This is a genomic window from Daejeonella oryzae DSM 19973, assembly GCF_000422945.1.
Taxonomy (GTDB): Bacteria; Bacteroidota; Bacteroidia; order Sphingobacteriales; family Sphingobacteriaceae; genus Daejeonella; species Daejeonella oryzae.
The window spans coordinates 93705-116355 of sequence record NZ_AUHA01000002.1 but is presented as its reverse complement, the minus strand read 5'-3'; the positions used below and the strand labels follow the sequence as shown (position 1 = coordinate 116355).

Here is a 22651-nt window from a genome sequence, read left to right as displayed (position 1 = left end):
GGATTAACTTTCTGCAAAATCAGGATTTAGAGAATTGCCTGCAACGCTAAAAAGTGTTTAAGATGGATTTCATCGTGATTTTTCTTACAGTCGACATTGGATCAACTCTAACCACAACTGATGTCATCCCTTTTTGTGGTTGCTTATCGGCAATTGAATAATGAATTCAGCAAATTCTCCTTCTTTAGTTTCAACTTTAAGCTCACCCCCGTGTGCTTTTATGATGTCATAACTTAGCGATAAACCAAGGCCTGTCCCTTGTCCCGTTGGTTTTGTTGTGAAGAATGGCTGAAATATTTTTTCGAGAGATTTTTGAGCAATGCCTGATCCATTATCTTTAACAGATAATTCTATTTTGCTGCCCACTCTTTTAGTTGTTACCGTTACAAGAGGTTCAAAATCACCATTCAGTTGTTTCTTTTTCTCGTTTACCGAATAAAAAGCATTGTTGAATAAATTCAATAATACTCTTCCGATATCCTGAGGCAGAATATCCAATTTGCCTATACTTTGATCGAAATCGGTATTGAAACTGGAATTGAACTCTTTGTCTTTGGCTCTTAAACCGTGATAGCTTAAGCGAAGGTACTCATCAGCTAATGCATTAATATCGGTGAATTCTTTTTTGCCCGTACTTGACCTTGAATGTTGCAACATTCCTTTTACGATAGAATCTGCCCGTTTTCCGTGATCACTTATTTTTTTAAGATTATTCTCCAGATTATTGATAATCTCCTCTGCTTCGGCATTGTCTGATGCTTTCAATTTATTCATCACGCCTTCTCTTAATTCACCAAGAAGTTCAACCGTTACTTCTGCGAAGTTATTTACAAAGTTTAAAGGGTTTTGTATTTCATGGGCTATTCCCGCGGTCAGTTCGCCCAGCGAAGCCATTTTTGCAGCTTGTATGAGTTGTTTTTGAGTTACCTGCAATTCTGCAAGAGCATCTTCTGCTTTCAATTTTTGCTTTTCGGTTTCCTTTTTTTGTAAATGCAGAATTCTGTATGCCTTTCGCTTATGCTGATTACTTTTTAATAAAGTGGCTATTATAAAGATGGTTAAGCCGAGAATAATACCCATTGCAATAATTAAGTACCGCTCATTTTGTTTCTGCCGGTTAAGCATATTGACCTCTGCTTGTTTTTGAGAAACTTCATAATTTGTGCGCAGGTCGGCCATTTGCCGCACAGTTTGGATATTGTGAATACTATCTCTGTAGGCGATATGCTTTTTGTAATATTTATAAGACTCCGTTATGTCTCCGTCTTTTTCATATAATTCCGATAGTTTAAGGCTGGCTTTTTCAATCTGCTCTTTTAATCCATACTGTTCTGCAAGATGAAAACTCCTTAAGGCATAATTCAGGGCTATTTGATTAACTCCTTTGTTAGAGTAAATATCGGCCATGGAGATAAGGTAATCACAAATGGGATAATAATCCTGAGCCTTCTCCAGAATACGGATTGCATCATTTATATTTTTCTCAGCCAGACTGTTTTTCCCGATACTTGCATACAGCATACCTAAGCCGCCCAAACTGTATCCCTGTCCGCTTTCATAATTAAACTTGTTGAAAATTAATTTTGCCTCCTGAAGATGTTTAAGCGCAATATCATATTTTTTAGTTTTGAGAAGCTCGTCGCCGGCGTTAAGAAGTGAAGAGGCCAGGCTAATTGAATCTTTCGTCTGCCGAAGAATACTGATTGCTTTATTGTAGTAATTAATGGCATTAACGTGATTGTTGCCAACTGAGTAAACATCAGCAATGGCACCGTAAGATTCTCCTTCGGCACCTAAATGTTTGGATTTTCGGGCTATTTCCGCACTCATAAAGTACGCTGATAAAGCCTCCTCTAACTTCCCAAGAGATCTTTCTTTTGTTCCCTTCAGGAAATAACCCCTGCGCAAATAGTTGCTGTTTTCGCTTTGTTTGGCCAGGCTAATAAGTTCTTCGGCATACTTCAAGCCTTTATTTAAATCTCTTAATTCGTTAAAAGACAGATTTAACAGCAGCTCCAATTCTGCTGTATCAGTAAGCGTTTTTTGCTGATAGATATATGCCAGACTATCGGCTATTTTCTGTTCCTGTGAAAAAACCGGAGATATATTAATCCAAAATAAGCCAAAAAGAAAAGTAAAAACCTTTTTGTAAGCCATTTATGGCAGATGAAAATTTAGAATGTATTGTTTCTATTAATGTAAAATGCAATTGCCTCTCAAAATCATCTCATTAATTACCTCTTACTTATTTGCCTGCGCAGTAGCTCGGCAACCGATAAGCCAACGATACATACGATAAGCCATTTTAGAGCCATGAATGATGGTTTTACAGAAATTTTTGGATCGTGTGTGTACAGATGTCCATTAAAGTCCATCCATTTTATAAAATACTCGCTTTCAGCATAATTGCTGGCATTTTTATCAATTTTGGCTTTCCATTTTTTACCATCATTTTTCGGGCGTTCTGAGAATATGTTTGGAGAGCCAGGCTTCAAATCAATATTTTCAATGGATGCGACATTTGAGTTTTTCTCAATTTTCCATTTTATTGATTTTCCTTTATTCTCATGGGTATGACCGTGGTCAGATAAATTAAGTTGCTGAGTGGAAGGATTGCCGCTTATTATTCCAATTGTAGCCATAGCGATTATTTTTAAAGGTGAGATTTTACTAGTGTTTGAGATAGCCGCAGAATTATATTAAAAATATGAATATTAATGGATAGTTTTTGGATAATAATAGACAGTTTATTACCCAAAAAACTTTACAATTTTAGAATTGAATAATATCCATCGCATGCAAAAATTCTATTTTGACTGAAGACCCAGCCCGGATAGATATCTCACAATAAATTATAAGCAACTGTATAAGCCTGAATTAGGGTTTGACAGAAATTTTGGGATCGTGTGTTTTTACGCCTGATTCACTTTCCCACTCAATGTCATAATAATAGTCAGCGATGGGGGCATTATCATCCACTTTTGCTTTCCATTGTCGTCCATTACCTTGCTGTGCCGGTGGATCGTTTGTGAATATATCAGTATTGCCGGGTACTGATTTCATGCTGATATTAGTTATGCCTAAAACAGCGCTGCCAGGTTTTACGATCCAATGTACCTGCCAGGTTCTTTTCGCGTCACCATTTCCATTACCCCGATTTCCATTAACATCAAATTCTAAAATTCCGTTCTCCGGATTGCCATCAACAATATGAATAGTCAACATATTTCAAATTTTAAAAGGTGAAATGATAATTGAATAAAAAAATTCTTTTAAAGTAGAAGACCTTACATAAATATAATTAATTATTAATACATGTTAATTCATCAGTGATAATTGCTGCAGAAATTAAATGAAAAAAGTTTTGGAGGATACCCGGATTTCGAACTTAAATTCCATAGTCAATAAAAAGATCTGCTTCTAGAGTAGAATAGTTAATGCATTTAAATTTGGAATTTTCATTTGGATAAACCCCTTGATAAATAGAAAAATATCCCTATTTTTGCGCTCCGCTATAAGAGCGGAAAAATTTATAATTAAACAGCAACAATGCAACAGTACGAAACAGTGATCATTCTTACCCCGTTGTTATCAGAAGAGGCTGCGAAAGAGGTTTTAACCAAATTCAGCAAACTCATGACAGATAACGGAGCCGAAATTATCGATGAAGATAATTGGGGTTTGAAAAAATTAGCGTACCCTATTGAAAAGAAAACAACAGGGTTCTATCACCTAACTACATTTAAGGCTCCGGGTGAGTTTATTAACAAACTTGAAGTTGAATACAGACGTGACGAACGTGTGATGCGCTTTTTAACGATTTCTTTAGATAAGCATGCAATGGCTTACAGCGAGAAAAAACGTAGCGGTGCTTTCAACAAAAAGAAAGAAACTAAAACAGAAGGAGTAGCAAAGTAATGGCAAAAGATCAAATTCAATACGTTACCGCTCCCAAAGTGGACGATAGCCGTAAAAAATATTGCCGTTTTAAGAAAAACGGAATCAAATTTATCGATTACAAAGACGCCAGCTTTTTGTTGAAGTTTGTAAATGATCAGGGTAAAGTTTTACCACGTCGTTTAACAGGTACTTCGTTAAAGTTCCAGCGTAAAGTAGCCCAGGCTATCAAACGTTCACGTCATATCGGTTTAATGCCTTATGTTACTGATTCATTAAAATAAGAGGGAGATAAGCGAAATGGAACTAATTTTAAAACAAGACATCAAAAATCTCGGAGAGAAAGATGATGTAGTTACAGTAAAAGCTGGATATGGTCGTAATTACCTGATCCCTCAAGGTTTTGCAGCAATGGCTACTATTTCTGCAAAGAAAGTATTAGCTGAGAACTTAAAGCAAGCCGCTTTTAAACAAGATAAAATCAAGAAAGACGCAGAGGCTATCGCATCTCGTTTGGAAGGTGTTAAATTATCTATTGGTGCTAAAGCCGGCGAAAGTGGAAAGATTTTTGGATCTGTTAATACAATCCAGGTTGCTGATGCTTTAAAGAAAGAAGGCTTTGAAGTTGACCGCAGACGTATTACGTTTGAAACTGAACCTAAGTTTGTAGGTGAATATATTGCTAACTTAAACTTACACAAAGAAGTGAAAGTTCAGGTTCCTTTTGAAGTTGTAGCTGAGTAAGCCTGCAACTCTGAGGAGTTTAGCTAACGATTATTATAGTGCTTTCTGAAATTCAGGAAGCACTTTTTTTTAGTGAAAATTTTAGAGGCTCTATCGGCCTCTTCTATCAAATTCAATAAAAAATGCCACGTAAAAAATCTTTAAAACCAAAACGAAAGGGGAATAAGTTTGGGCGCATAATTGGCAAAATTGTTATTTGGTTTTTTGCTGTAAGCATTATATGGGTTGTTTTGCTGAGGTTTATCAATCCGCCTGTTACGTTTTTAATGGTTTTGCGTGGATTTGAGCGTAAGGCTGATGACAAACCCTGGAAAATTGAAAAGGAGTGGTTGAGTTATGATGAACTTTCTACTAACCTTAAGGTCGCAGCAATTGCCGGAGAAGATGTTAATTTTCTAAAGCATAGCGGTTTTGATTTCAAGGCGATGGAAAAAGCCTTTGAAAAAAATAAGTCGGGTAAAAAAATTAGAGGAGGAAGTACAATCAGTCAGCAAACCGCTAAAAATGTATTTCTTTGGCCTGGCAGATCGTATATCCGTAAAGGATTTGAAGCTTATTTCACAGCTTTAATCGAACTGCTTTGGGGCAAGGAACGCATTCTGGAGGTTTATCTAAATGTAATAGAAACCGGAGACGGAATTTACGGAGCGGAAGCTGCAACACAGCAATACTTCAGCAAGTCTGCAACAAGTCTTACTAAATCGCAGGCAGCCTTATTAATCGCGGTTCTGCCCAATCCACGCAAGTGGTCTCCTGCAAAACCCACTCCTTACATTTATTACAAAAGGAGTTTAATTTTGCGAAATATGAGAAGATTGAATCATTTAAAATTCTAATTATTCAGAATATTGTTACTCACTTTTTTAGAAGTAATTAAATAGAGCTGATTAATCAAATCCGTTTCTTGATGATTTTCGCTTTTGGATTTTAATTGAAGAAGTAATTGAGATATGGAATGCTGAACGAGGTAATCATTTTTCCCATATTCCCAAATCGGGATAAGGCTTTGTCTAAATAACTCCTTAAATTGTTTTGAATGCCATAAAATCCGTACTACGTTTTCCTTATCAAGGGATGTGTTTTTTTCAAGATGAGATAATTTGAAATGCAGCAAATCAAATATAGCTTCTAAACTTAATATGGCCGTTCCCGGGTCGTTAATTCCGGGGCTTAATGCTTTTATCGCAATTTCAGTAATTTGATTAAAACCATAGTCGGCGTTTACATTGATAGGCTGACCGTGATAAAAATCAAAGAATGAATTCACCTTATTCATTTCATCCATTGTAAGTTTTTTTTCTGAATAGAGGCATGCTATCGCTTCTCCCTTTAATAAAAATTTACCCAATTTTTCGACAATTTCGATATAATAATTTTGTTCATGGCAATGCTTTAAAAGTTTACTGTGATCAAAACCTTGATAATAATTGGCTGCTTTGACTTTTATTTCATTTTTTTGGAAGTCGACCGGTGGTCTTATAAAGCGTAAGTTTTCTTCAGGTTCGGCCTCATTCCGTAAAGAGAGCATCGTTTTTTGGTGTATTCTGTTGATGACGGTTTGGTATTTTACCGAATCTGTAATGTAATGCAGAAAATATATAAACAGAAAAATATCAATGATAGTTAAGAAAATTAATATATAAATACTTATTGCCGGAATATTAATTCCGCTTTGAATATCTCGAATAGTACTTAAAATAAACAACGCATAAACGATAGTTCCGATATAAAAGCCTAGGATAACCTGTTGAAGCCGATTCCCGATCATGGTATCCAGCATTCTGTTACTCAAATTTGTAGCAGCCTGTACCAACAGGATCATGACCATTGAAAAGCTGAAAACAGTAAGGGAAAGGACGCTGCCGGCAATAGTTGCGGTAATTGTGCGGGCTGTCGCGGCATCCCTTAGCCTAAAAAAGGTAAACCGTGTTTTAAGATCTTTCCCAAATTCTGAAAAGTCAATTTCAAGCATGACGTAAGACAGCAGGAGGAATCCTGCGGCCAGTAGTGCGGGGTAAAAAGCAATGCTACTAATAATTGAATTAAATTTTTTGCGAAGCCACTGGTCAACCATTTTTTATTCAATAAATTGATTCTACAAACCAACATATTATGTCGGAAAAAGATTTAAACAGTTTAGATGGGGATTAGTTGGATTCTGTTTCAGATTGTTTATCTGGCAAATACATTAAAATTATTAAAGAAATTATGGGAAGGATGAACGATATCCAAAACCAGAACCAAAAACTCCGGCCAATTTGTTTAGCGTAAAATGCCGCTATTAATTGCGGAGCGATTAGCGCCAACAATAAGGGAGCAAGGATAATTTCAAAAAAGAGGAGTATAGCTGACAGACCCATCGGTTTATTAAGTGTTTTGGGCTACACTAACCTGGAAAACCTTCGCATGCCAGCTATCCTTCAAGGCAACTTCCCACTTATCTTTTATTTCAAAACGCTTAGTAAGCATATTATTAAAAACAATGGTTTCGCTGGTAACGGATCCGTTTTCGATCAGTTTCTCAAATTCCTGCCGGTTACAGCTTTGAATAGAACTTCCATTGCGGTAAGCAATTAAAAAACGATCGAAAAGATTTATGTGAAATTGATTTTCGATATCCTGGAGTAATTTGACAGATTTATCAATGGAGCAACCCGTGGCACCTGCTACCTGCTCATCAACAGATAATATAATAAAACGCTGATGAAAGATTTCTGCCTGTGCCGCTAACTGATGACCATGAGCCAGCCAGCCAGCTGTAAAAGTATCTAATATCTGTTGTATCTGCTGCTGCTCAACTGAATTTAAAACCCTGTCAGACTGGTAGATCCATATTCTTGAATTTTCAGAAATATTCATGTTGCAAAGCTATTGAATTTTAATATTTTCGAAGGAACTTATTTCTCCTGTTTATGTTTTCCCGTAAGGTTGTAATTGCTGCGAGTGCCATGTCTTTAATTTGCCCGGTATTATTCCTGTCAGGCTTTTCACTTAAAACTGACCGAACAATCCACGATCTGGCATTTGAAACTCAGGTAAAATTAAATCAATTTTATAATGGGGATACAGAAGCACTTAAACTTAAAAGATTTGAACTTCTCATTACCGACGATGGTTTTATCCGGTACAAGAAAATCTCTGCAAGCGGCAAGCAGGAATATTTTTCATTCAATTTAAACCGCTATAAGGATCTGAAATATTTAGGTAATACCGAAAGCGGAAATTTGGTTTTGCTTACAATGGACGATGATGTGATTGTGCAAACATTTAATGATCCGAAAGGAAATATGGATTCTATGAGCCGGTACTTAAATTTGCCATTAAAAAATGTAGAGCCAAATGATCTGCATTTTATTGAAACCAATTTAATGCAGATCAAAAAAGAGCTGGAGAAAAATTAAAGCGGCAAGTTATAAACCATTTGCCCTAACGGTGATCTCGGCTATATCCAGTACTTTAACCTCATCTTCTTTATTGTAATTTTTTATGCCATCGCTTAGCATGGTCATGCAAAATGGGCAACCGGCAGCTACTATATTTGGGTTTAAATCCAAAACTTCATCAATACGCTCAATATTTATGTCTTTGATCCCCTTTTCCGGTTCCTTAAACATTTGAGCTCCGCCTGCGCCGCAGCATAAACCGTTCGATTTACAACGTTTCATTTCAACGAGCTCTGCATCCAGAATTTCAAGTGCAGCCCGCGGAGCTTCGTAAACGTTATTTCCGCGACCTAAATAGCAGGGATCATGAAAAGTGATTTTCTTGCCTTTGAAAGATTCTCCGCCTTCGGCTTTCAATTTTCCCTCATCAATTAACTGCTGAATTAATTGCGAATGATGAATTACTTCATAATTTCCTCCCAGTCCGGGATATTCGTTTTTAATAGTATTAAAGCAATGCGGACAACCGGTAACTATTTTGCTGATATTATATCCGTCGAGAATTTGGATATTAGTCATGGCTTGCATCTGGAACAAAAATTCATTGCCTGCACGTTTCGCCGGATCGCCGGTACAGCTTTCTTCTGTTCCGAGAACTGCAAATTTAATTCCTACATGCTGAAGTATTTTGCAGATATCGCGTGTAATTTTCTGAGCTCTTTCGTCAAAACTGCCTGCACATCCTACCCAAAATAAAATTTCCGGTTCTTCTCCTTTGGCCACTAACTCGGCCATTGTTGGTATGTTTAATTCGTTCATTTGTCAATTCTTTGATTTGTCAATTGTGAAATACTGCTGGGTCAATTGACTATTTGGTTTCGGCCCAGTTCAGTCTGTCGGCAGGAGAATATTTCCATGGTGCTCCATTATTCTCTACATTTCCCAGCATAGCATTTAAACTTGCCGGTGCCTGAGATTCTTCCATTACAGAGAATCGTCTTAATTCCATTATTATGGATAATGGATCTATATTAACCGGGCAGGCTTCTGTACATGCGTTGCAGGTAGTGCAGGCCCAGATTTCTTCCTGGCTGATGTAATTTCCAAGCAGAGATTTATCATCTTTAAAATCTTTCCCATGTTTATCAATATTTTTCCCAACCTCTTCCATTCGGTCACGGGTATCCATCATGATTTTTCGTGGCGACAAAAGCTTCCCGGTCATATTAGCCGGACAGGCCGAAGTACACCTTCCGCATTCGGTACAGGTATACGCTTCCATCAAACTTTTCCAGCTGAGGTCATTGATGTCTTTAGCGCCAAACTTGCCACCTTCTGCAATAGGTTCAGGAGTATAGGAAGGATCTAACATGGCCTTTACTTCGTTACTTACTGAGGCCATATTTGAAAATTCGCCCTTAGGCTCCAAATTGGAATAATAGGTATTTGGAAAAGCCAGAAGAATATGAAAATGCTTTGAATAGGGGAGGTAATTTAAAAAAGCCAGAATTCCCAGGATGTGAAACCACCAGCATGATCTTTCGATCATGATGAGTGCCGATTCTGAAGAAGGAAGGTAAGGTGCGATTAAGCCGCTGATTGGAAATGCCCCGGCTTCTATGTAGTGCAGCGAACCCAATTGCTGTAATCTGTAATCCGCAGCGTTCATAATTAAAAATGCGGCCATCAACAGCGTTTCAATAATCAGAATGTAATTCGCATCTGATTTTGGCCACGATGTCATCTCCACGCCTGTAAAGCGTTTTAACCTGATGAAGTTTCTTCTTGCATAAAATGCGATCACTCCAACTAAAACCAATGCTGCCAAAATCTCAAATGAACCAATCAGAAATGAATATATTCCACCAAGAGGTGCAGCGAATATCCGGTGAGTTCCAAATAAACCATCAATGATGATTTCTAAAACTTCGAGGTTAATGATAATAAACCCGACGTATACAAAAAAGTGTAAAATAGCCGCAACGGGTTTTTTGGTCATTTTGGTTTGACCGAAGGCCACTTTTAACATGACCATCAATCTCTCGGCCTTGCGGTCGGAGCGATTGAGCGGGCGGCCTAAATTGATGTTCCGGATTATTTTGCGGACATTGATTGTAAAAAGTACAACTGCCGCGATGGTGAATAATAAAAATATAAGCTGAGCGATCATCTTTTAAGGTTAGTTGGGCTAAAATAGTTATTAAGTTTAATAGGTTCTAAAAGATGCGCCCGAATTAGTGATTTAGACACAATTTAAATTAGTGAAAAATAAAAATCATTTATTTTCAAAAAATATTTTCAGAAGTCAAAAAAGACGCTACATTTGCAGACCCAACAAGGGAATATGGTTTGGTGCCATAGCTCAGTTGGTAGAGCAAAGGACTGAAAATCCTTGTGTCGCTGGTTCGAATCCAGCTGGCACCACAATAAGAACCTCAGAGAAATCTGAGGTTTTTTTGTTTTTAATTAGGTTTAGAATACGCTAAGAAGGTTTGTAATTCTACTTTAGGTAATCCAGGTTCTTTGTGTAAAGTTTTTAAGACCGGTTTATTATTCTCTAATATAAAAGTTTTTACTGGTACTTTTGGCACGTTAGCTGGCACGTTTGAGATAAGAAATCGATGACGAGAATATATTATTTCTTTAGCTAAGCTTCACTAAACATGAGTTTGACAGACTACTTGTAAATATCAAATACCCCTGTGGCTTTTTGTGTCAAATTTGCATACTTCAGATCCAATGAAAACGAACCTTCCAGCTTCTTGGCATCACTCTTTGTTACGGCTATTGTACTGGTTTTATGTATAATTTCCCAGTCTTTACTTCCGTCAGTTAAATCTGTAAAGGTTCCAAATTGGAAGTCATCCGTATAAGTGTTTTGATTTAACATAGATCCTCCAAGGTAACTTATAGAGGCATTCGCTTGAAGATAAACCCCAAAGTAGAATGTATTTGAATCTTGAGTGTATTTCTCAAACTTGTAAACACCAATTGGTTCCCCTCTTCTGTTACCTCCTATATCTATTATCAATTCATTACTGAAACCTGCTACTCCAACGGATGAAACCGGTTGTTGTGTTGATCCCAAGTTCTCATTTCTTGAATACGTGTCTCCTTCTATACTTGGAAACCCACCTTGAGGCTTAATATAAGGTATCACAAACGTCTTTCCCTTGAACTGGATAGTTATAGAGCTGGAAGTATTAACATCGGGAACCGGATCGGATGACTCTTTCTTACAATTAAAAGTCAATATGAGGGAGAAACAAAGAGGAATAAACATTCCTTTTATACCTGTTTTCTTTAAAATGTTTTTCATAGTTATAGGTAATAGACATTAATTTAAATATAGGGTTTGTCTTCGGGATGAATTCTTATTCAGGGAACAACTGACTACACAATGTCCATCAATAATTTCTCACTGATGGACATGTTGTTAATACCTGATCATTATCTGAAAATGCTGGTACGGGATCCATTGGTTGAGTACCCGGTACATAATCCTGAACTTCTGGTGTTGAGCTACTGCATCAACGTAAACCATAGTGTTCGTCTTGATGAGGCCGGAAGGAATAATGCACTTTACCTGAAACGGAACATGAAGCTGTTTTAGAAGTCCTTTGGGATTGACAACCAGCAGTGTACGTTCATCATAAAAGGTTAACTTCTCGTTATAGTCCATATTAGTTCAGAAACCAGTTAGAATATTTGTTTTCCAGACCATATTGAAGGTTTTTAACGAATTGGTAGGCATTTACTGATCGATCCAGAAAATTATCGATATAAGTGGTCTTGTTCACTCCTGTAAAAAGGTTATATAGGTTCCATAGAGAGATGGTATTATACTGATCTCCTCCAAAATCCAGATCGTGGTAAAAATCTTTGACAACTGCGCCAATCTGGGTATCGGTCATTGCTAGTGTATCTGAAACCAGTTTTTCCCTGTAGGATTTCGGCAGGTGCTGATACATCCGGCATCTTCCGACCAATTGAGCAAACTGCTGCTCGGTTAGACTGTGATCACAAAGTTGTTTCAGGTTCTTCAGATGTTCTGCAGCGGAATAGCTTTGTATTAACATACCTATGGACGCCTTGAGCTGTTGACGATTTTTAACTTTCAGATCGCCAATAAATCCATCAGACCACACGCACATATTGGTGCAAACTTTATTCTGGAAGCCGATAAAGACTTTAAAACTTTCATCTGCTCCTTTTCTATTGTACAGGTTATCCAGGTTATAGGCTTTTACGCCGCCCACCGTAAGAGATAAGAGGTTACCATTGATTTTTTCCGTAATGGAGGGTATCTCCACTACAAAAGCCATCCGTTCATAATAAATTGTTTTTTCGCGTTCTTCCAGCTCATTGGCTGATTTGTGTTTCGCTTCTGCAATCCTTCCTTTTATTGGATGGGAGCATCGAATCTGCGGGGTTGATATAGTTTCTCCGTAAAAAAGATCAGAGATCAGATTTACAGTGGTATCGATAAAGTCCACTTGACTGATGACCGGTTCATTATCTTTTACAAAGACAGGAATATGATGAATATGCCGGAGTTCTTCAATAGCACACCATGTTGTGTTGGCTGTAATAAAGGAACTGATGGGTTGCCCTTTTACAGAAGGGTTAGTCTGGACTTGATCCAGTCGAATGATGGTATTCTCCATGATTATGCGTTTTAGGGTTTGTGAATTCATTTAGCCTGAAGCTGTAGTTTTCGTTCTTCAAACTTGTGTTTAAGGGATCCCTGTAATGCAGGGTTTTGATTGAAAAGCTTCAGTAGCTCCTGTAGGGTATGGGTTTTTGAAATATCCTCAATAATGTCTTCTGCTGTTGGGCTTACTGAATTGCACCAATGGAACAGCGTTTCACCAGTAGATACGGTGATTACATGCTGGGGCTTCCCTGTGAAAATTCCGGTGCGGTCTTTTGAGGGAGATGCATAGTTTTTGATGTCCAAATCGAATACTAATGTAAAGTCATATTCTAACCCGTCACGCTGGATAGACTTTAACCCAACCTTCGGGAACCTGTTTTCCATTCTTCTCTACCAATATATAGTCCTGTTTAGTTCTTACCGTGCAGATAACATGACAGGACGACTGCATGATCGCCTGTATAAATGCATTGTGTCTCGGAGTTACTTTGGCCCATGCCGTAAAACTGTTTCCGGGAAGGTTAGCATGATAATCCAGCAGATGTTCCCACTCATGGGTGACCGAATCTATTATTACAACTTCGATATCTGATTTCTCACATAGCCTGATCGCATCCATATACTGCTCCGGTGTAAACGGGCTAGTTAACGGACAGACATAGTATGGTCCTAGAGAAGAATATAACTCTGCGGAATGGTTTTCACTATCGATAACTGCTATTTTACTCCAGTCCTTAGTGATCCCATATGCTAAAAGTAAGCTGGAATAGGTTTTCCCGCTACCGGACGGACCTTGTAAAGCCATCCTGATTTTAGCAAACTTTCGTTGTGCTTGTTTTAAATCCATAAGGTTTATGTATTAAATGATAAAAGTTTAAAAAAAGGGTTAACCATAACGGCTAACCCTTAAAGGTTTTTTCCTGGTACTTTAGGCGCTCTGGAAATCCTTAGAACTACCAATCAACTCAGATTGAGGACTTGCCTGATAGGAGTAGGAGTAGTTGAGCATCATCACCTCTCCGGTCTTTTTGTTGACATATTCATAAGGATCGGTTTCCTGTTTGACAATAATTCCTGGCAGCTCACTACCTACAATCTGTTTTGCTGTAGCTTCATCGAACGTACAAGGGATACTGCAGTGCCTGATGGTGGCATACATTTTTCCTGTGATCTGACTTTGGACAATTTCTACTCCTCCTGCTACTTCTAAACAAACAAATGATTCTCCGTCGCTTTTTCTCTGACGAATCACATAGCCATTAATCTTTACCATTTTCTTTTTATTTAAGTGAAAAAATGAGTTAATTCCTGCTGCACCCGGGGGGTACTATCCAGTAAAAGAAGGGAGGGGAGTTGTTAGTTAGTAATCCTACACAGTGTATTGCACACAGGATTTTTTTTGGAAAAAAATTATTTTTGACCCACACTAAGTAGGTATAGCTATTAAGATATAATTATAATACTTCTGTAGTGATCCGATAGGCCGTGTGGGTTGTTATAAAACAATCCATGACGGTAAACCTTCATACGCTAACCCGCAAGTATTGTCCAAACCCTGAAATGGTTTATATTAGAGAATCCAATAAAAACACTATGAGTCATTCCTCTAAAAGAAAAGCCGGGAGAATTGTTAAGGAGGTTTGTCCAATGACAATACCACTAGCTTATGACTTTGATGAATTGTTGTTTGAGAAGAGGAAAGTAAGTGAAACGGTAAAAAAAACTCTTAAAGCTGCCTCTTACTATATTCTACATACCATTATTCATCGGAGTGATAACAGGCAGGTCAAGGACGATTTTGAAAGTAACGGATACTATCGGCTGAGTTCTTCCATATTAAACAGTGTGTGTGGTAAAAGGTATTCAGAGGCCCTAGATTTCCTCCGTGACAATGGAATAATTGAAGTTGACGAAAGTTACTCTAAAGGAAGGTATAGTAAAGGATATAGGTTGTCAGGACCATATTCCGGGGAGACTAAAGTTAGGGAAATGCCAGAGGGTCCTATTAAGGACAGGGTATTAAAAGTGAGGACCGAAATGGTTGAGCGAAATAATTTAGAACTACGAAAGATCCCTCATATCACTAAATGGTTTGATCCCGGGATGTTGAAGATTAACGTTGATGCAATTCATGATTATATCGAGTTCTACCGTAAGGACCTTTTAAAATATGCAGATAGCCAGAAACCGGAACATAGGGATATTATAAAAAACAAAACTATATTACGATATAACAATTCTTTGCAAGCCATCAAGAGAATAGAAGAAGGAGATTTCAAGTTAAGTAGGACTGGTAAAGATAGGAGACTTCATTCTTCGATTACCAACCTCAAAAAAGAGTTGAGAGGGTTTCTGACGTATGATAACAAACCTTTGGTAGGGATAGATATTAAGTCTAGTCAGCCATATCTGTTTACCCGGCTTCTAATGAAGGAAAGCTATGAGGAGTCAGAAAGTGGTTTGGATATACATTCTCTATACCATGAGTTACATACCTCTATACAAGAAGGTAATATCAAGTTTAAGATTAATGATATCCTTATGTGTGTAGATAAACAGAAAGGTGCTGATAATCAACAGGTTGAATTGTCTTTTTTGAAGGTAGTTTGGACGGATGATTTCTATAATGACCTTATCCTGGCAGAGAAAAAGGTTTTTTGTACAACTGATCTTATTTTTAAGGACCGTTCGACAGTTAAAAAACTAATAATGATCATCTTGTATTCTAAAGATCCTCAGAAGAAGTATTATCCTGCAGTTATAAGATTTAAACAGTTGTTTCCCCTTGAAGCTCAGTTGATGGAGATTTTCAATGAGGTGTCAACCAGAGATGATGAAAACTATCTCCCTATATTGCTTCAAAGACTGGAGAGCCGGATCATATTGGATATTGTTTGTAAGGAAATCAATAACAGACTTCCTGATGCTCCTCTTATACCGATCCATGACTCAATTTTAACTACCCCTGAGCATGTTGAACAGGTGAAAGAAATCATGGAAAGTGTGATCCTTAGGTTAACAGGAATTCCTGTGGGATTAAAGGTTGATGACTTCTCAGTACAGAAGTCCCTAGATGAACTGCCCCAGACAGTAGAGGAAGACTATAACGAACTTAATACCAATTTAAATGTTGAATTTTCTGTGGAAGAAAGACGTCATCTTATAGATAGAATGCCAAAACTAGGTGACAGACAAATTTTAAGTACACGTTACCTTTCAGATAATGAGGAGACTGAGAATACTCTTGGTGATTTAGAATAGTTCATCGACATCAGTTTACTGATTTAATTACTGCTATAAGATCCCTAAGTAGTTTAGAATCAGAAACTGTGTTAAGGAGATCAATGTCAGTCCTTGATTTTCTAAACAGAATATCATGAGACTGGTTTATTCTCTTTATCATGGGTACTATACTATCAAGATATCTCTTAAAAAACATCTCAAAATCCGCATGCGTGTTAGGTAGCTTATATCCGGCCCTTCCTTTTGAACTGATAATAATAACTCCCATATTCCTTAGGTCAGTAATTATAGTTTTAGTTCTGTCATCATTGATACCCGGGAAGTAATGTTTGAGGTGGTCGGTTATTACCTGAAGTGGGAGCAGGCGATTAGGATTTATATGATTTGCTAATAAAACGTATTCTAATAATATCTGGTGTTCTTTTTTCTCTTCGTGATGGCTTAGCTCTAATAGCTTTTCAGCAGCTAAAGAGTTAGCAGCATCCCGTATTATGGAGTCCTTTACGGGATCTTTTGTACCTAAGTAAGTTGGGTCATAGAGGGCTTTATAAGGGAAATGAGTTACTTGAAGGCGATCTACTATTTTCTCTAGAAAGAGTTTACTTTCCTCCTTATAATGACTTTTGCAAAAATACTGACCAATAGGGTTGGTAAAAAGATCTGTAAAACACAACAGAACATGTTGGTCTTTCTTCTCATCATGTAAAGTATATGATTTGTCCTGACTGAATAGGTCTCTTTTAACCACATGTTGATCAATGTATGTTATCAGGGACTTTTGGAATTGTTCACTACCCGTTCTGTCAAAGTTTATTTCAAACCGGTCATAGTTTTCAGTTGTTTCTTTCAAGAAGGTTTTCTGAATGAACTTGATAAAACTCTTCTCGTACTCTTTTAACGCACCCTCAGTTTTGGTTTGGTCTACAACCAGGATAGATAGTGTCCAGTTAAGGTTCAATAACTCTGCTAAGATATCTAGTTTGGACTTAATATTAACCTTATTGGCCTTGAACAACTTTCCATTAAACCTTTTCTTAAGTATCTCAGTTGCTTTTTCCTCAAACAAGTTTTTATCTACCAGAGTTTGAAAAATCAGGCCGGTATAGATAAAATGTGAGAAAGATCCTACTTTTCCAGTGTTGGGACTGAAATGACCATACTCATCAAAGTAGATATATAACTTTTTCAACCTATTCTCACTTTGAGTCTAAACTTACAACAATAGTCCTAAAATTCTCCAATGCTGCTGCCAGATTCTCAGCTATATCTTCAGCCAGTACATCCGGATCCGGAAGGTTGTCAAGGTCTGCAAGGGATTTGTCCCGAAGCCAGGTTATATCGAGGGAAGTTTTATCGCGGGCTATGATTTCATCGTACGAAAATTTTCTCCACCGACCATCAGGATTTGTATCTGCATTAAACGTTTCGGCTCTTTTATGACGGTTTCCGGGATTATATAAAGTAATGAACTCCTTTAGATCATCCATTTTTAAGGGATTCTTCTTTAGGGTGTGGTGCACATTCGTCCGGTAATCGTAAACCCAAACTTCTTTGGTCCAGGGACTCTTACTGGAAGGCTTAGCATCCCAAAATAATACGTTTGCTTTTACCCCATTTGCATAGAAAATCCCCGTAGGTAATCTTAGAATGGTATGCAGGTCGGCGGTTTCCAGAAGCTTTTTCCGTACAGTCTCACCCACACCACCCTCAAACAGCACGTTATCCGGTAGCACCACGGCTGCGTGACCGGTGGTCTTTAACATAGATTTTATATGCTGGACGAAATTGAGTTGCTTGTTGCTGGTAGTTACCCAAAAATCCTGACGGTTATAGGTCAGATCCTCTTTTTCCTGCTCGCCGTCTTCGTTCGTGAAAGTCATGCTGCTTTTCTTTCCGAAGGGAGGGTTAGCTAATACATAGTCATATCGGATACCAGCATCTGCTATTAACGAATCAGTTGGAGAAATTGCCGTATCTGAATCAATGTCACCGATATTATGGAGGAACAAGTTCATTAACGCTAAACGCCGGGTTCCGGCGACGATTTCATTTCCATGAAAAGTCTTGTATTTTAAAAACTCCTTTTGTTCTTTATCCAGATCCTTGTGATCCGTGAGCCAGTCGTACGCAGCTAAAAAGAAACCACCTGTTCCACATGCAGGGTCGGCAATGGTTTTCATGGGTTCCGGCTGAAGACATTCTACCATCACCTTTATTAAAGGTCTCGGGGTAAAATATTGCCCTGCACCACTCTTGGTATCTTCTGCATTCTTTTCTAAAAGACCTTCGTAAATATCACCTTTGTCTTTTACACCCATCATCACCCAATGCTCCGCATCGATCAGGCTGATCAGCTTATATAGTTTAGCAGGATCCTGTATTTTATTCTGACTTTTAGTAAAAATCTGACCTAAAATACCTTTATCCTGTCCCAACTCTCTAAGTAGAATCGTATAGTGAGATTCGAGATCAGCTCCACTTTTAGATGTTAAGGTTTCCCAACTATATTCAGCAGGGATAGGCATCGTTCTGTTGTACGGTGGCCGGGTATATTCATCTGCCATTTTTAAAAACAGTAAATAGGTCAATTGTTCCAGGTAATCCCCATAACCTACTCCGTCATCTCTAAGAGTCTGACAGAATGCCCATACTTTATTAACTATACTAGAAGAATTGTTACTCATGATTTCCATATTTTTAAGGCCAATTCAGAGTAGCTTTCCCCTCTTTTTATGACATTGTTAAATTTAAAGTCATTCGATTTGCCTAGTTCGGAAGTAATCAGAAAACTAGAATTTTTGTAGCTATTTTTCTTTTTTGCAAAGGGGTTATTATATGCTTGGATATTTAATGACTCTCCTAATAAAGTCATATTGCCGATCAGGTTTACATGTTTTTTATGCTTTGGGAGGGCGTAACTTCCTAAGTATTCTTCCCAATTACCGTACAATATCTTTGACTTTTTGTCCTCAATTGTTTGGGGTATGATATGTTCAAGTTCTACCTCACCGCTTGACGAAACTATAAGTTCATTGGTATTTCCTCTTAAATGATATTCAATTGTAGCTAAGATATATTTTGCTCTGTCAACCAGTCTTCCTTTAAATTGATACTTAGGGAAGCTCAAGGCAAAATCTTCATCATCAGGCATGTAGTCATTCTCTCCAATAAATTGTTTTATTTCATTTAATAAGTCATCACTGCCCAGGAATTGAACCAATTTTGAAAATATATCATCATTGTCACTGGTCCTGTTTTCACAAATATGTCTCCTAAGCATTAAACTTTCAAGATATTCCAGAACCTGTAGCTTTGTTTTTTGTACATACTTTGGATCTTGCAAAAAATACATTAAGAAAATGTACGAGGGCTTTGATAATATGTTATTCAAATTGCTTATTCTTCTATTAATTTTTACGTCTTTGAAAGTTTCCTTTGAAATTTGTTTATAAGTTTCAGATAAATGACATAGACCAGTAAGGAATTCTATAATACTAATTTTGTTAGAGATAGTATCTTCAGAGTTAGAACCTGTCTCAACGTCATCCTCGTCGTCATCCTGCACACCATAATCATAGTATCCATACTCTCCCAGGAGGTCGGCATTCTCGACGTTCCGGAGATAATGTTTTTTGAATTCATAGATTAACTTGCTCATGCTTAACTTATGTTTAAGCGTGGCACACATAAAATGTCGGAGAAAGTCATCAGAATCCAGTTGATCCAGATTTGTTATAATCTCAGACCATAAGGATTTGACTTTATCCAGGGTATGGTCAGAATTTATTTTAGCTGCGTGACCTAGTAGGAAATTCTTGATTACATCTGTGGCAGTCAACCTCAATCCCCTGTTATTAATGGTCTCGAACAGCTTATAGGCATCCTGGGCCATGCCTACATCCAATCGGATGATAACAGCTGTATTTGTCAACTTAAAATAAAATCTATTAACTTCTTCGAATGTGAGTTCACTCAGCCATTCCCTATAACTTTCATATGCAGCAAGGATATTTGGGTTTGAAATATTTGTAGAATTTTTATGTAGTAACAGGTTCTCTATATCAATGTTATCCAGTTCTCCCAATCTAATCTTTGGTTTTTTCACATCATCTAAACCATTACAGGATAACATTTTTTCTATTTCCGTTGACTTCTCAAATTTGTCTAGGTTATAAAATACGTCGGCCAAAGCTCTTAAGAGGATGACGAGTGTAGTAAGTCTTTGCTGTCCGTCGACTAACTCGGGTTGATTTAAGCCTGCCGTATGAAAACTTGTATGTAGAATTACCATTCCAAATAAATGTCCATCATCATCTTTTAACATGTCTATATCTTCATACAGAGCCAAATATTGTTGAAATCCCCATGCATATCTTCTTTGATAAGGAGGTACAATAAATTGTTCATTCGGAGTAGCAAACAATTGAGCAATACTTAATTTGTTTGGAGTTATGTTCATATTTATATGATTGATATTCTTAAAATATATTCTTTACCCAGACTCAGTTTATAGTGCTTGTCCTGTAAGAGTTCTTTTGTTTTGGGGTTATTTACTAAGACATCATACAGATCTCTTGCTACCGCAGTGCCACTTATATTATTAATTACCTTAGTGTTTTTGATTTCCAAGTTGAAAGTGTAATCTGATACTTTTCTATCTCCTAAAGTTTCAAAGTCGTTCTTATTTAGACTGAGTGTCTCAGTTCCATTTACTGCTTTCTTAAGCAGCATTACAAAAACCGGGGAGTATTTCAACCAAAGAGGATAGTAGAGGTTACTGTTTTTCATATTAACTGTTATGACTGAAATAAGATTGAATATTTTTAACATACAAACTCCACTCTTCACGGTCCAGTTGATAAGCACCCCGTCCTCCCCGATAGAGTGGGAATAATGGACGTTCCAGATAATTATCAGAAACTTTTACCGGAAGTAGTTCTGGTTTTGTATAAAGTTCCCTAGGTTTAATTTTTTTTATTCCATCTGCTGTTAACACCTGGTACAATGGTGCAGCTGTTAAGAACACCGGTACAATTTTACTTATTGGTAATTGATCTAGTTCTGCTTTTAGATAAGGTATCCAAACCGCAGCAGCTTTGTTCCAACTCTTGTTTTTAGAAGTTTCTTCCTCAAAGTAGTTCTGACAAAGATTTTGTACATACACATCATTTAGGGACATACCAATGACTGCTAGATTTTTGAGAATACCCGCAAAGAAGCCTTTCAATAATGGTGTTTCAGTCTCTATACCGAAGGCATATTTCAGTTCCTTGTCATGGGTATTACTGGGATCACATCCAAGTACAATGGCTTTTATGTTTGACGGATCTTTACAGTAAGCATTCGGCCAGTTCAAAGTATCTGAAACAGGTAGACGGTCTATGTCCTTTAGTCGTGCAAGTACCTCTTGTTTCGTAGTATGATCCATGATGATTATTGAACAAGTTTCCCTTCAAATGCTTTCTTTAAGATACTCTGCCTTAAGGACTGAGACTGAAGCAAACTTTGGTTAATGGTTTCCTCCATTTTATCAGCAACCGATAGTCTGGACTCTATTTCCTGAATAACTCTATTTTGTTCCGCAAGAGCACATACTGGTACTTGACAAGCTTTCAACTGGGAAGTATTGATCCTTGGCCTTGTAGCTCCATGTACTTCCTTTACAAGTTGGTTGTAGACATCTTTAGTTGAAAGATAGTAAGTAAGATAGCTGGCATTGACTCTATCAGGATTAGCTCTAATACAAAAGCAGTCAGCTTTATTAACCGCTTTAGTTATGCCTTTTGGAAGTACCACTATGCGGATTTCTCCTATGATAAAAGAAGAAAATATAATATCACCCGCATTTACAGTATGTTTATCAATAGTGGAATATTTTTCTTCAGATACATATGTTTTATACTCATTTCTAAACTGTAATACTCCAATATTTTCTAACCGTATTACTCTTACACCTTCTTGTTTATAATCTATACTTTTTAGATTTGAGCCAAAGGGACCATCAAATATCTTTATTGCCAGATCTTGAACTTTTAGGAATACCCAGCCTTTTGGTAGTTCTCCATTGTTTACGTTGTCGTTAGTAAGTTTTCCCTCAAACGCCCACTTTAACACACTCTGCCGGTAAACTTTTAACTGCTGCTGAGCTGCTTTTAAGTTTTCTATACCCTTATCCAGTTCAGAAAAGAGTTCTTCGATTTTCGAGACTATCGTTTGTTGAGCTTTAAGTGAAGGCAGGGGGATTGTGACGTTTAATATATCCCCTTTACTAAGGTTGATTTGTACTGCTCCTTTTCCGAATGATTTATAGTAATTTCTTATAGTAGGTGAAGACAACACATACCTTAGATACTGGATATCCAACCTGTCTAGGTTAATGTTAAAGAACCGCCCAACCCGTTGATTCAAGAGAAAGCTTCTCCCGTCAGACTTGAAGAATGTGGGGACCCCAAGGATCTTAGTTTCAGTAGCCAAATCGGTCATAGCAATAACTATGTCTCCATCTCTTAAAAGATAGGAATCGTAAAACGAGCGGAAAACGTCTGGTAAATACTTGGAGTTATGATCTAAATCCAATTTGCCACCTCTCCTTAATTGACTCATCCGAAAGACCGACGTGCTAGAATGCTCTACGTAATCATTAGACTTAAACGCATAACCATTTTGCAGGTCACATAAATTACTTAACTTAACTAGTTCCCAGTTATCGGGAATACTTTTGTACATA

25 protein-coding genes and 1 tRNA gene are annotated in these 22651 nt (G+C 37.4%); 7 read left to right on the top strand and 19 right to left on the bottom strand.

Going from position 1 to position 22651, the window contains the following annotated elements:
• Window positions 1–123: 123 nt before the first annotated feature.
• From G521_RS18080 to G521_RS0100610, 3 genes are all read right to left on the bottom strand, one after another.
• Window positions 124–2157, bottom strand: coding sequence for a tetratricopeptide repeat-containing sensor histidine kinase (locus G521_RS18080; RefSeq protein ID WP_051189333.1), 2034 nt, complete (start codon window positions 2155–2157; stop codon window positions 124–126).
• Between the two features lie 77 nt (window positions 2158–2234).
• Complete coding sequence (locus G521_RS0100615) at window positions 2235–2642, bottom strand: hypothetical protein (protein ID WP_026896779.1); 408 nt, start codon at window positions 2640–2642, stop codon at window positions 2235–2237.
• 235 nt (window positions 2643–2877) lie between these two features.
• On the bottom strand, window positions 2878–3225 hold the full coding sequence (locus G521_RS0100610; RefSeq protein WP_026896778.1) for a hypothetical protein: 348 nt from the start codon (window positions 3223–3225) through the stop codon (window positions 2878–2880).
• A 324-nt stretch (window positions 3226–3549) separates the two neighbouring features.
• Between G521_RS0100610 and rpsF the strand changes: the two genes are divergently transcribed.
• The 4 genes from rpsF to mtgA all read left to right on the top strand — a co-directional run bounded on the left by rpsF (window position 3550) and on the right by mtgA (window position 5477).
• Entirely contained in the window at window positions 3550–3918 is a 369-nt protein-coding gene (gene rpsF, locus G521_RS0100605) for a 30S ribosomal protein S6 (protein ID WP_026896777.1), read from the top strand.
• The gene (gene rpsR, locus G521_RS0100600; protein WP_026896776.1) at window positions 3918–4181 is read left to right on the top strand and encodes a 30S ribosomal protein S18; all 264 of its coding nucleotides are present in this window, start codon (window positions 3918–3920) and stop codon (window positions 4179–4181) included. Before rpsF ends, rpsR begins: the two co-directional genes overlap by 1 nt.
• 16 nt (window positions 4182–4197) lie before the next feature.
• Window positions 4198–4641: a 50S ribosomal protein L9 gene (gene rplI, locus G521_RS0100595; RefSeq protein ID WP_026896775.1), complete on the top strand. Its 444-nt coding sequence runs from the start codon at window positions 4198–4200 to the stop codon at window positions 4639–4641.
• A gap of 122 nt (window positions 4642–4763) precedes the next feature.
• Window positions 4764–5477, top strand: a complete 714-nt coding sequence (gene mtgA / locus G521_RS0100590) for a monofunctional biosynthetic peptidoglycan transglycosylase (RefSeq protein WP_026896774.1) — start codon at window positions 4764–4766, stop codon at window positions 5475–5477.
• Here the strand turns inward: mtgA and G521_RS0100585 are convergent.
• Entirely contained in the window at window positions 5474–6715 is a 1242-nt protein-coding gene (locus G521_RS0100585; RefSeq protein WP_026896773.1) for a DUF2254 domain-containing protein, read from the bottom strand. The genes mtgA and G521_RS0100585 overlap by 4 nt on opposite strands.
• 293 nt (window positions 6716–7008) lie before the next feature.
• Window positions 7009–7500, bottom strand: coding sequence for a hypothetical protein (locus G521_RS0100575; protein WP_026896772.1), 492 nt, complete (start codon window positions 7498–7500; stop codon window positions 7009–7011).
• A gap of 53 nt (window positions 7501–7553) precedes the next feature.
• Between G521_RS0100575 and G521_RS16155 the strand changes: the two genes are divergently transcribed.
• The gene (locus G521_RS16155) at window positions 7554–8042 is read left to right on the top strand and encodes a hypothetical protein (protein WP_051189331.1); all 489 of its coding nucleotides are present in this window, start codon (window positions 7554–7556) and stop codon (window positions 8040–8042) included.
• Window positions 8043–8051: 9 nt separating this feature from the next.
• Here G521_RS16155 and G521_RS0100565 read toward each other — a convergent pair whose 3' ends face one another.
• Together G521_RS0100565 and G521_RS0100560 are read right to left on the bottom strand one after the other, a co-directional pair.
• On the bottom strand, window positions 8052–8843 hold the full coding sequence (locus tag G521_RS0100565; RefSeq protein WP_026896771.1) for a (Fe-S)-binding protein: 792 nt from the start codon (window positions 8841–8843) through the stop codon (window positions 8052–8054).
• Window positions 8844–8892: 49 nt separating this feature from the next.
• Window positions 8893–10194, bottom strand: coding sequence for a (Fe-S)-binding protein (locus G521_RS0100560; protein WP_026896770.1), 1302 nt, complete (start codon window positions 10192–10194; stop codon window positions 8893–8895).
• Window positions 10195–10375: 181 nt separating this feature from the next.
• On the opposite strand from G521_RS0100560, the gene G521_RS0100555 reads away from it, so the two are divergent.
• A tRNA-Phe gene (locus G521_RS0100555) sits at window positions 10376–10448 on the top strand.
• Window positions 10449–10701: 253 nt separating this feature from the next.
• Here the strand turns inward: G521_RS0100555 and G521_RS0100550 are convergent.
• The 6 genes from G521_RS0100550 to G521_RS16145 form a co-directional block, all read right to left on the bottom strand.
• A complete protein-coding gene (locus G521_RS0100550) occupies window positions 10702–11343 on the bottom strand; it encodes a hypothetical protein (protein WP_026896769.1) in 642 nt (213 codons plus the stop codon).
• Between the two features lie 117 nt (window positions 11344–11460).
• On the bottom strand, window positions 11461–11706 hold the full coding sequence (locus tag G521_RS0100545) for a hypothetical protein (RefSeq protein ID WP_026896768.1): 246 nt from the start codon (window positions 11704–11706) through the stop codon (window positions 11461–11463).
• A gap of 1 nt (window position 11707) precedes the next feature.
• Window positions 11708–12691: a DUF3871 family protein gene (locus G521_RS0100540; protein WP_036678334.1), complete on the bottom strand. Its 984-nt coding sequence runs from the start codon at window positions 12689–12691 to the stop codon at window positions 11708–11710.
• A gap of 26 nt (window positions 12692–12717) precedes the next feature.
• The gene (locus G521_RS18265) at window positions 12718–13065 is read right to left on the bottom strand and encodes a hypothetical protein (RefSeq protein WP_220096037.1); all 348 of its coding nucleotides are present in this window, start codon (window positions 13063–13065) and stop codon (window positions 12718–12720) included.
• Entirely contained in the window at window positions 13019–13486 is a 468-nt protein-coding gene (locus tag G521_RS18260; protein ID WP_245580839.1) for an AAA family ATPase, read from the bottom strand. The genes G521_RS18265 and G521_RS18260 overlap by 47 nt, the downstream gene beginning before the upstream one ends.
• 123 nt (window positions 13487–13609) lie before the next feature.
• A complete protein-coding gene (locus G521_RS16145; protein ID WP_155975624.1) occupies window positions 13610–13933 on the bottom strand; it encodes a hypothetical protein in 324 nt (107 codons plus the stop codon).
• Between the two features lie 341 nt (window positions 13934–14274).
• Between G521_RS16145 and G521_RS0100525 the strand changes: the two genes are divergently transcribed.
• Window positions 14275–15942 carry a hypothetical protein gene (locus G521_RS0100525; protein WP_026896766.1) on the top strand — a complete coding sequence of 556 codons (1668 nt, stop codon included), beginning with the start codon at window positions 14275–14277 and terminating at the stop codon, window positions 15940–15942.
• Window positions 15943–15952: 10 nt separating this feature from the next.
• Here G521_RS0100525 and G521_RS0100520 read toward each other — a convergent pair whose 3' ends face one another.
• Genes G521_RS0100520 through G521_RS17575 form a run of 6 tightly spaced genes read right to left on the bottom strand, consistent with a single transcriptional unit; the run spans window position 15953 to window position 22650 of the window.
• On the bottom strand, window positions 15953–17113 hold the full coding sequence (locus tag G521_RS0100520) for a DUF3800 domain-containing protein (RefSeq protein ID WP_026896765.1): 1161 nt from the start codon (window positions 17111–17113) through the stop codon (window positions 15953–15955).
• 7 nt (window positions 17114–17120) lie between these two features.
• Entirely contained in the window at window positions 17121–18608 is a 1488-nt protein-coding gene (locus G521_RS0100515; RefSeq protein ID WP_026896764.1) for a class I SAM-dependent DNA methyltransferase, read from the bottom strand.
• A complete protein-coding gene (locus tag G521_RS0100510) occupies window positions 18605–20383 on the bottom strand; it encodes a DUF262 domain-containing protein (protein ID WP_026896763.1) in 1779 nt (592 codons plus the stop codon). Before G521_RS0100510 ends, G521_RS0100515 begins: the two co-directional genes overlap by 4 nt.
• Window positions 20384–20385: 2 nt before the next feature.
• Window positions 20386–20712: a hypothetical protein gene (locus G521_RS0100505; protein WP_026896762.1), complete on the bottom strand. Its 327-nt coding sequence runs from the start codon at window positions 20710–20712 to the stop codon at window positions 20386–20388.
• 1 nt (window position 20713) lies between these two features.
• Window positions 20714–21352, bottom strand: coding sequence for a hypothetical protein (locus G521_RS0100500; protein ID WP_026896761.1), 639 nt, complete (start codon window positions 21350–21352; stop codon window positions 20714–20716).
• A 5-nt stretch (window positions 21353–21357) separates the two neighbouring features.
• A complete protein-coding gene (locus G521_RS17575) occupies window positions 21358–22650 on the bottom strand; it encodes a restriction endonuclease subunit S (RefSeq protein WP_051189327.1) in 1293 nt (430 codons plus the stop codon).
• Window position 22651: the final 1 nt, after the last annotated feature.

What these genes read in the sequence shown, in the direction of transcription:
- G521_RS18080 (WP_051189333.1), bottom strand. Translation starts at nt 2,157, where the DNA reads ATGGCTTACAAAAAGGTTTTTACTTTTCTTTTTGGCTTATTTTGGATT.
- G521_RS0100615 (WP_026896779.1), bottom strand. Translation starts at nt 2,642, where the DNA reads ATGGCTACAATTGGAATAATAAGCGGCAATCCTTCCACTCAGCAACTT.
- G521_RS0100610 (WP_026896778.1), bottom strand. Translation starts at nt 3,225, where the DNA reads ATGTTGACTATTCATATTGTTGATGGCAATCCGGAGAACGGAATTTTA.
- rpsF (WP_026896777.1), top strand. Translation starts at nt 3,550, where the DNA reads ATGCAACAGTACGAAACAGTGATCATTCTTACCCCGTTGTTATCAGAA.
- rpsR (WP_026896776.1), top strand. Translation starts at nt 3,918, where the DNA reads ATGGCAAAAGATCAAATTCAATACGTTACCGCTCCCAAAGTGGACGAT.
- rplI (WP_026896775.1), top strand. Translation starts at nt 4,198, where the DNA reads ATGGAACTAATTTTAAAACAAGACATCAAAAATCTCGGAGAGAAAGAT.
- mtgA (WP_026896774.1), top strand. Translation starts at nt 4,764, where the DNA reads ATGCCACGTAAAAAATCTTTAAAACCAAAACGAAAGGGGAATAAGTTT.
- G521_RS0100585 (WP_026896773.1), bottom strand. Translation starts at nt 6,715, where the DNA reads ATGGTTGACCAGTGGCTTCGCAAAAAATTTAATTCAATTATTAGTAGC.
- G521_RS0100575 (WP_026896772.1), bottom strand. Translation starts at nt 7,500, where the DNA reads ATGAATATTTCTGAAAATTCAAGAATATGGATCTACCAGTCTGACAGG.
- G521_RS16155 (WP_051189331.1), top strand. Translation starts at nt 7,554, where the DNA reads ATGTTTTCCCGTAAGGTTGTAATTGCTGCGAGTGCCATGTCTTTAATT.
- G521_RS0100565 (WP_026896771.1), bottom strand. Translation starts at nt 8,843, where the DNA reads ATGAACGAATTAAACATACCAACAATGGCCGAGTTAGTGGCCAAAGGA.
- G521_RS0100560 (WP_026896770.1), bottom strand. Translation starts at nt 10,194, where the DNA reads ATGATCGCTCAGCTTATATTTTTATTATTCACCATCGCGGCAGTTGTA.
- G521_RS0100550 (WP_026896769.1), bottom strand. Translation starts at nt 11,343, where the DNA reads ATGAAAAACATTTTAAAGAAAACAGGTATAAAAGGAATGTTTATTCCT.
- G521_RS0100545 (WP_026896768.1), bottom strand. Translation starts at nt 11,706, where the DNA reads ATGGACTATAACGAGAAGTTAACCTTTTATGATGAACGTACACTGCTG.
- G521_RS0100540 (WP_036678334.1), bottom strand. Translation starts at nt 12,691, where the DNA reads ATGGAGAATACCATCATTCGACTGGATCAAGTCCAGACTAACCCTTCT.
- G521_RS18265 (WP_220096037.1), bottom strand. Translation starts at nt 13,065, where the DNA reads ATGGAAAACAGGTTCCCGAAGGTTGGGTTAAAGTCTATCCAGCGTGAC.
- G521_RS18260 (WP_245580839.1), bottom strand. Translation starts at nt 13,486, where the DNA reads ATGGCTTTACAAGGTCCGTCCGGTAGCGGGAAAACCTATTCCAGCTTA.
- G521_RS0100525 (WP_026896766.1), top strand. Translation starts at nt 14,275, where the DNA reads ATGAGTCATTCCTCTAAAAGAAAAGCCGGGAGAATTGTTAAGGAGGTT.
- G521_RS0100515 (WP_026896764.1), bottom strand. Translation starts at nt 18,608, where the DNA reads ATGAGTAACAATTCTTCTAGTATAGTTAATAAAGTATGGGCATTCTGT.
- G521_RS0100510 (WP_026896763.1), bottom strand. Translation starts at nt 20,383, where the DNA reads ATGAACATAACTCCAAACAAATTAAGTATTGCTCAATTGTTTGCTACT.
- G521_RS0100505 (WP_026896762.1), bottom strand. Translation starts at nt 20,712, where the DNA reads ATGAAAAACAGTAACCTCTACTATCCTCTTTGGTTGAAATACTCCCCG.
- G521_RS0100500 (WP_026896761.1), bottom strand. Translation starts at nt 21,352, where the DNA reads ATGGATCATACTACGAAACAAGAGGTACTTGCACGACTAAAGGACATA.
- G521_RS17575 (WP_051189327.1), bottom strand. Translation starts at nt 22,650, where the DNA reads ATGTACAAAAGTATTCCCGATAACTGGGAACTAGTTAAGTTAAGTAAT.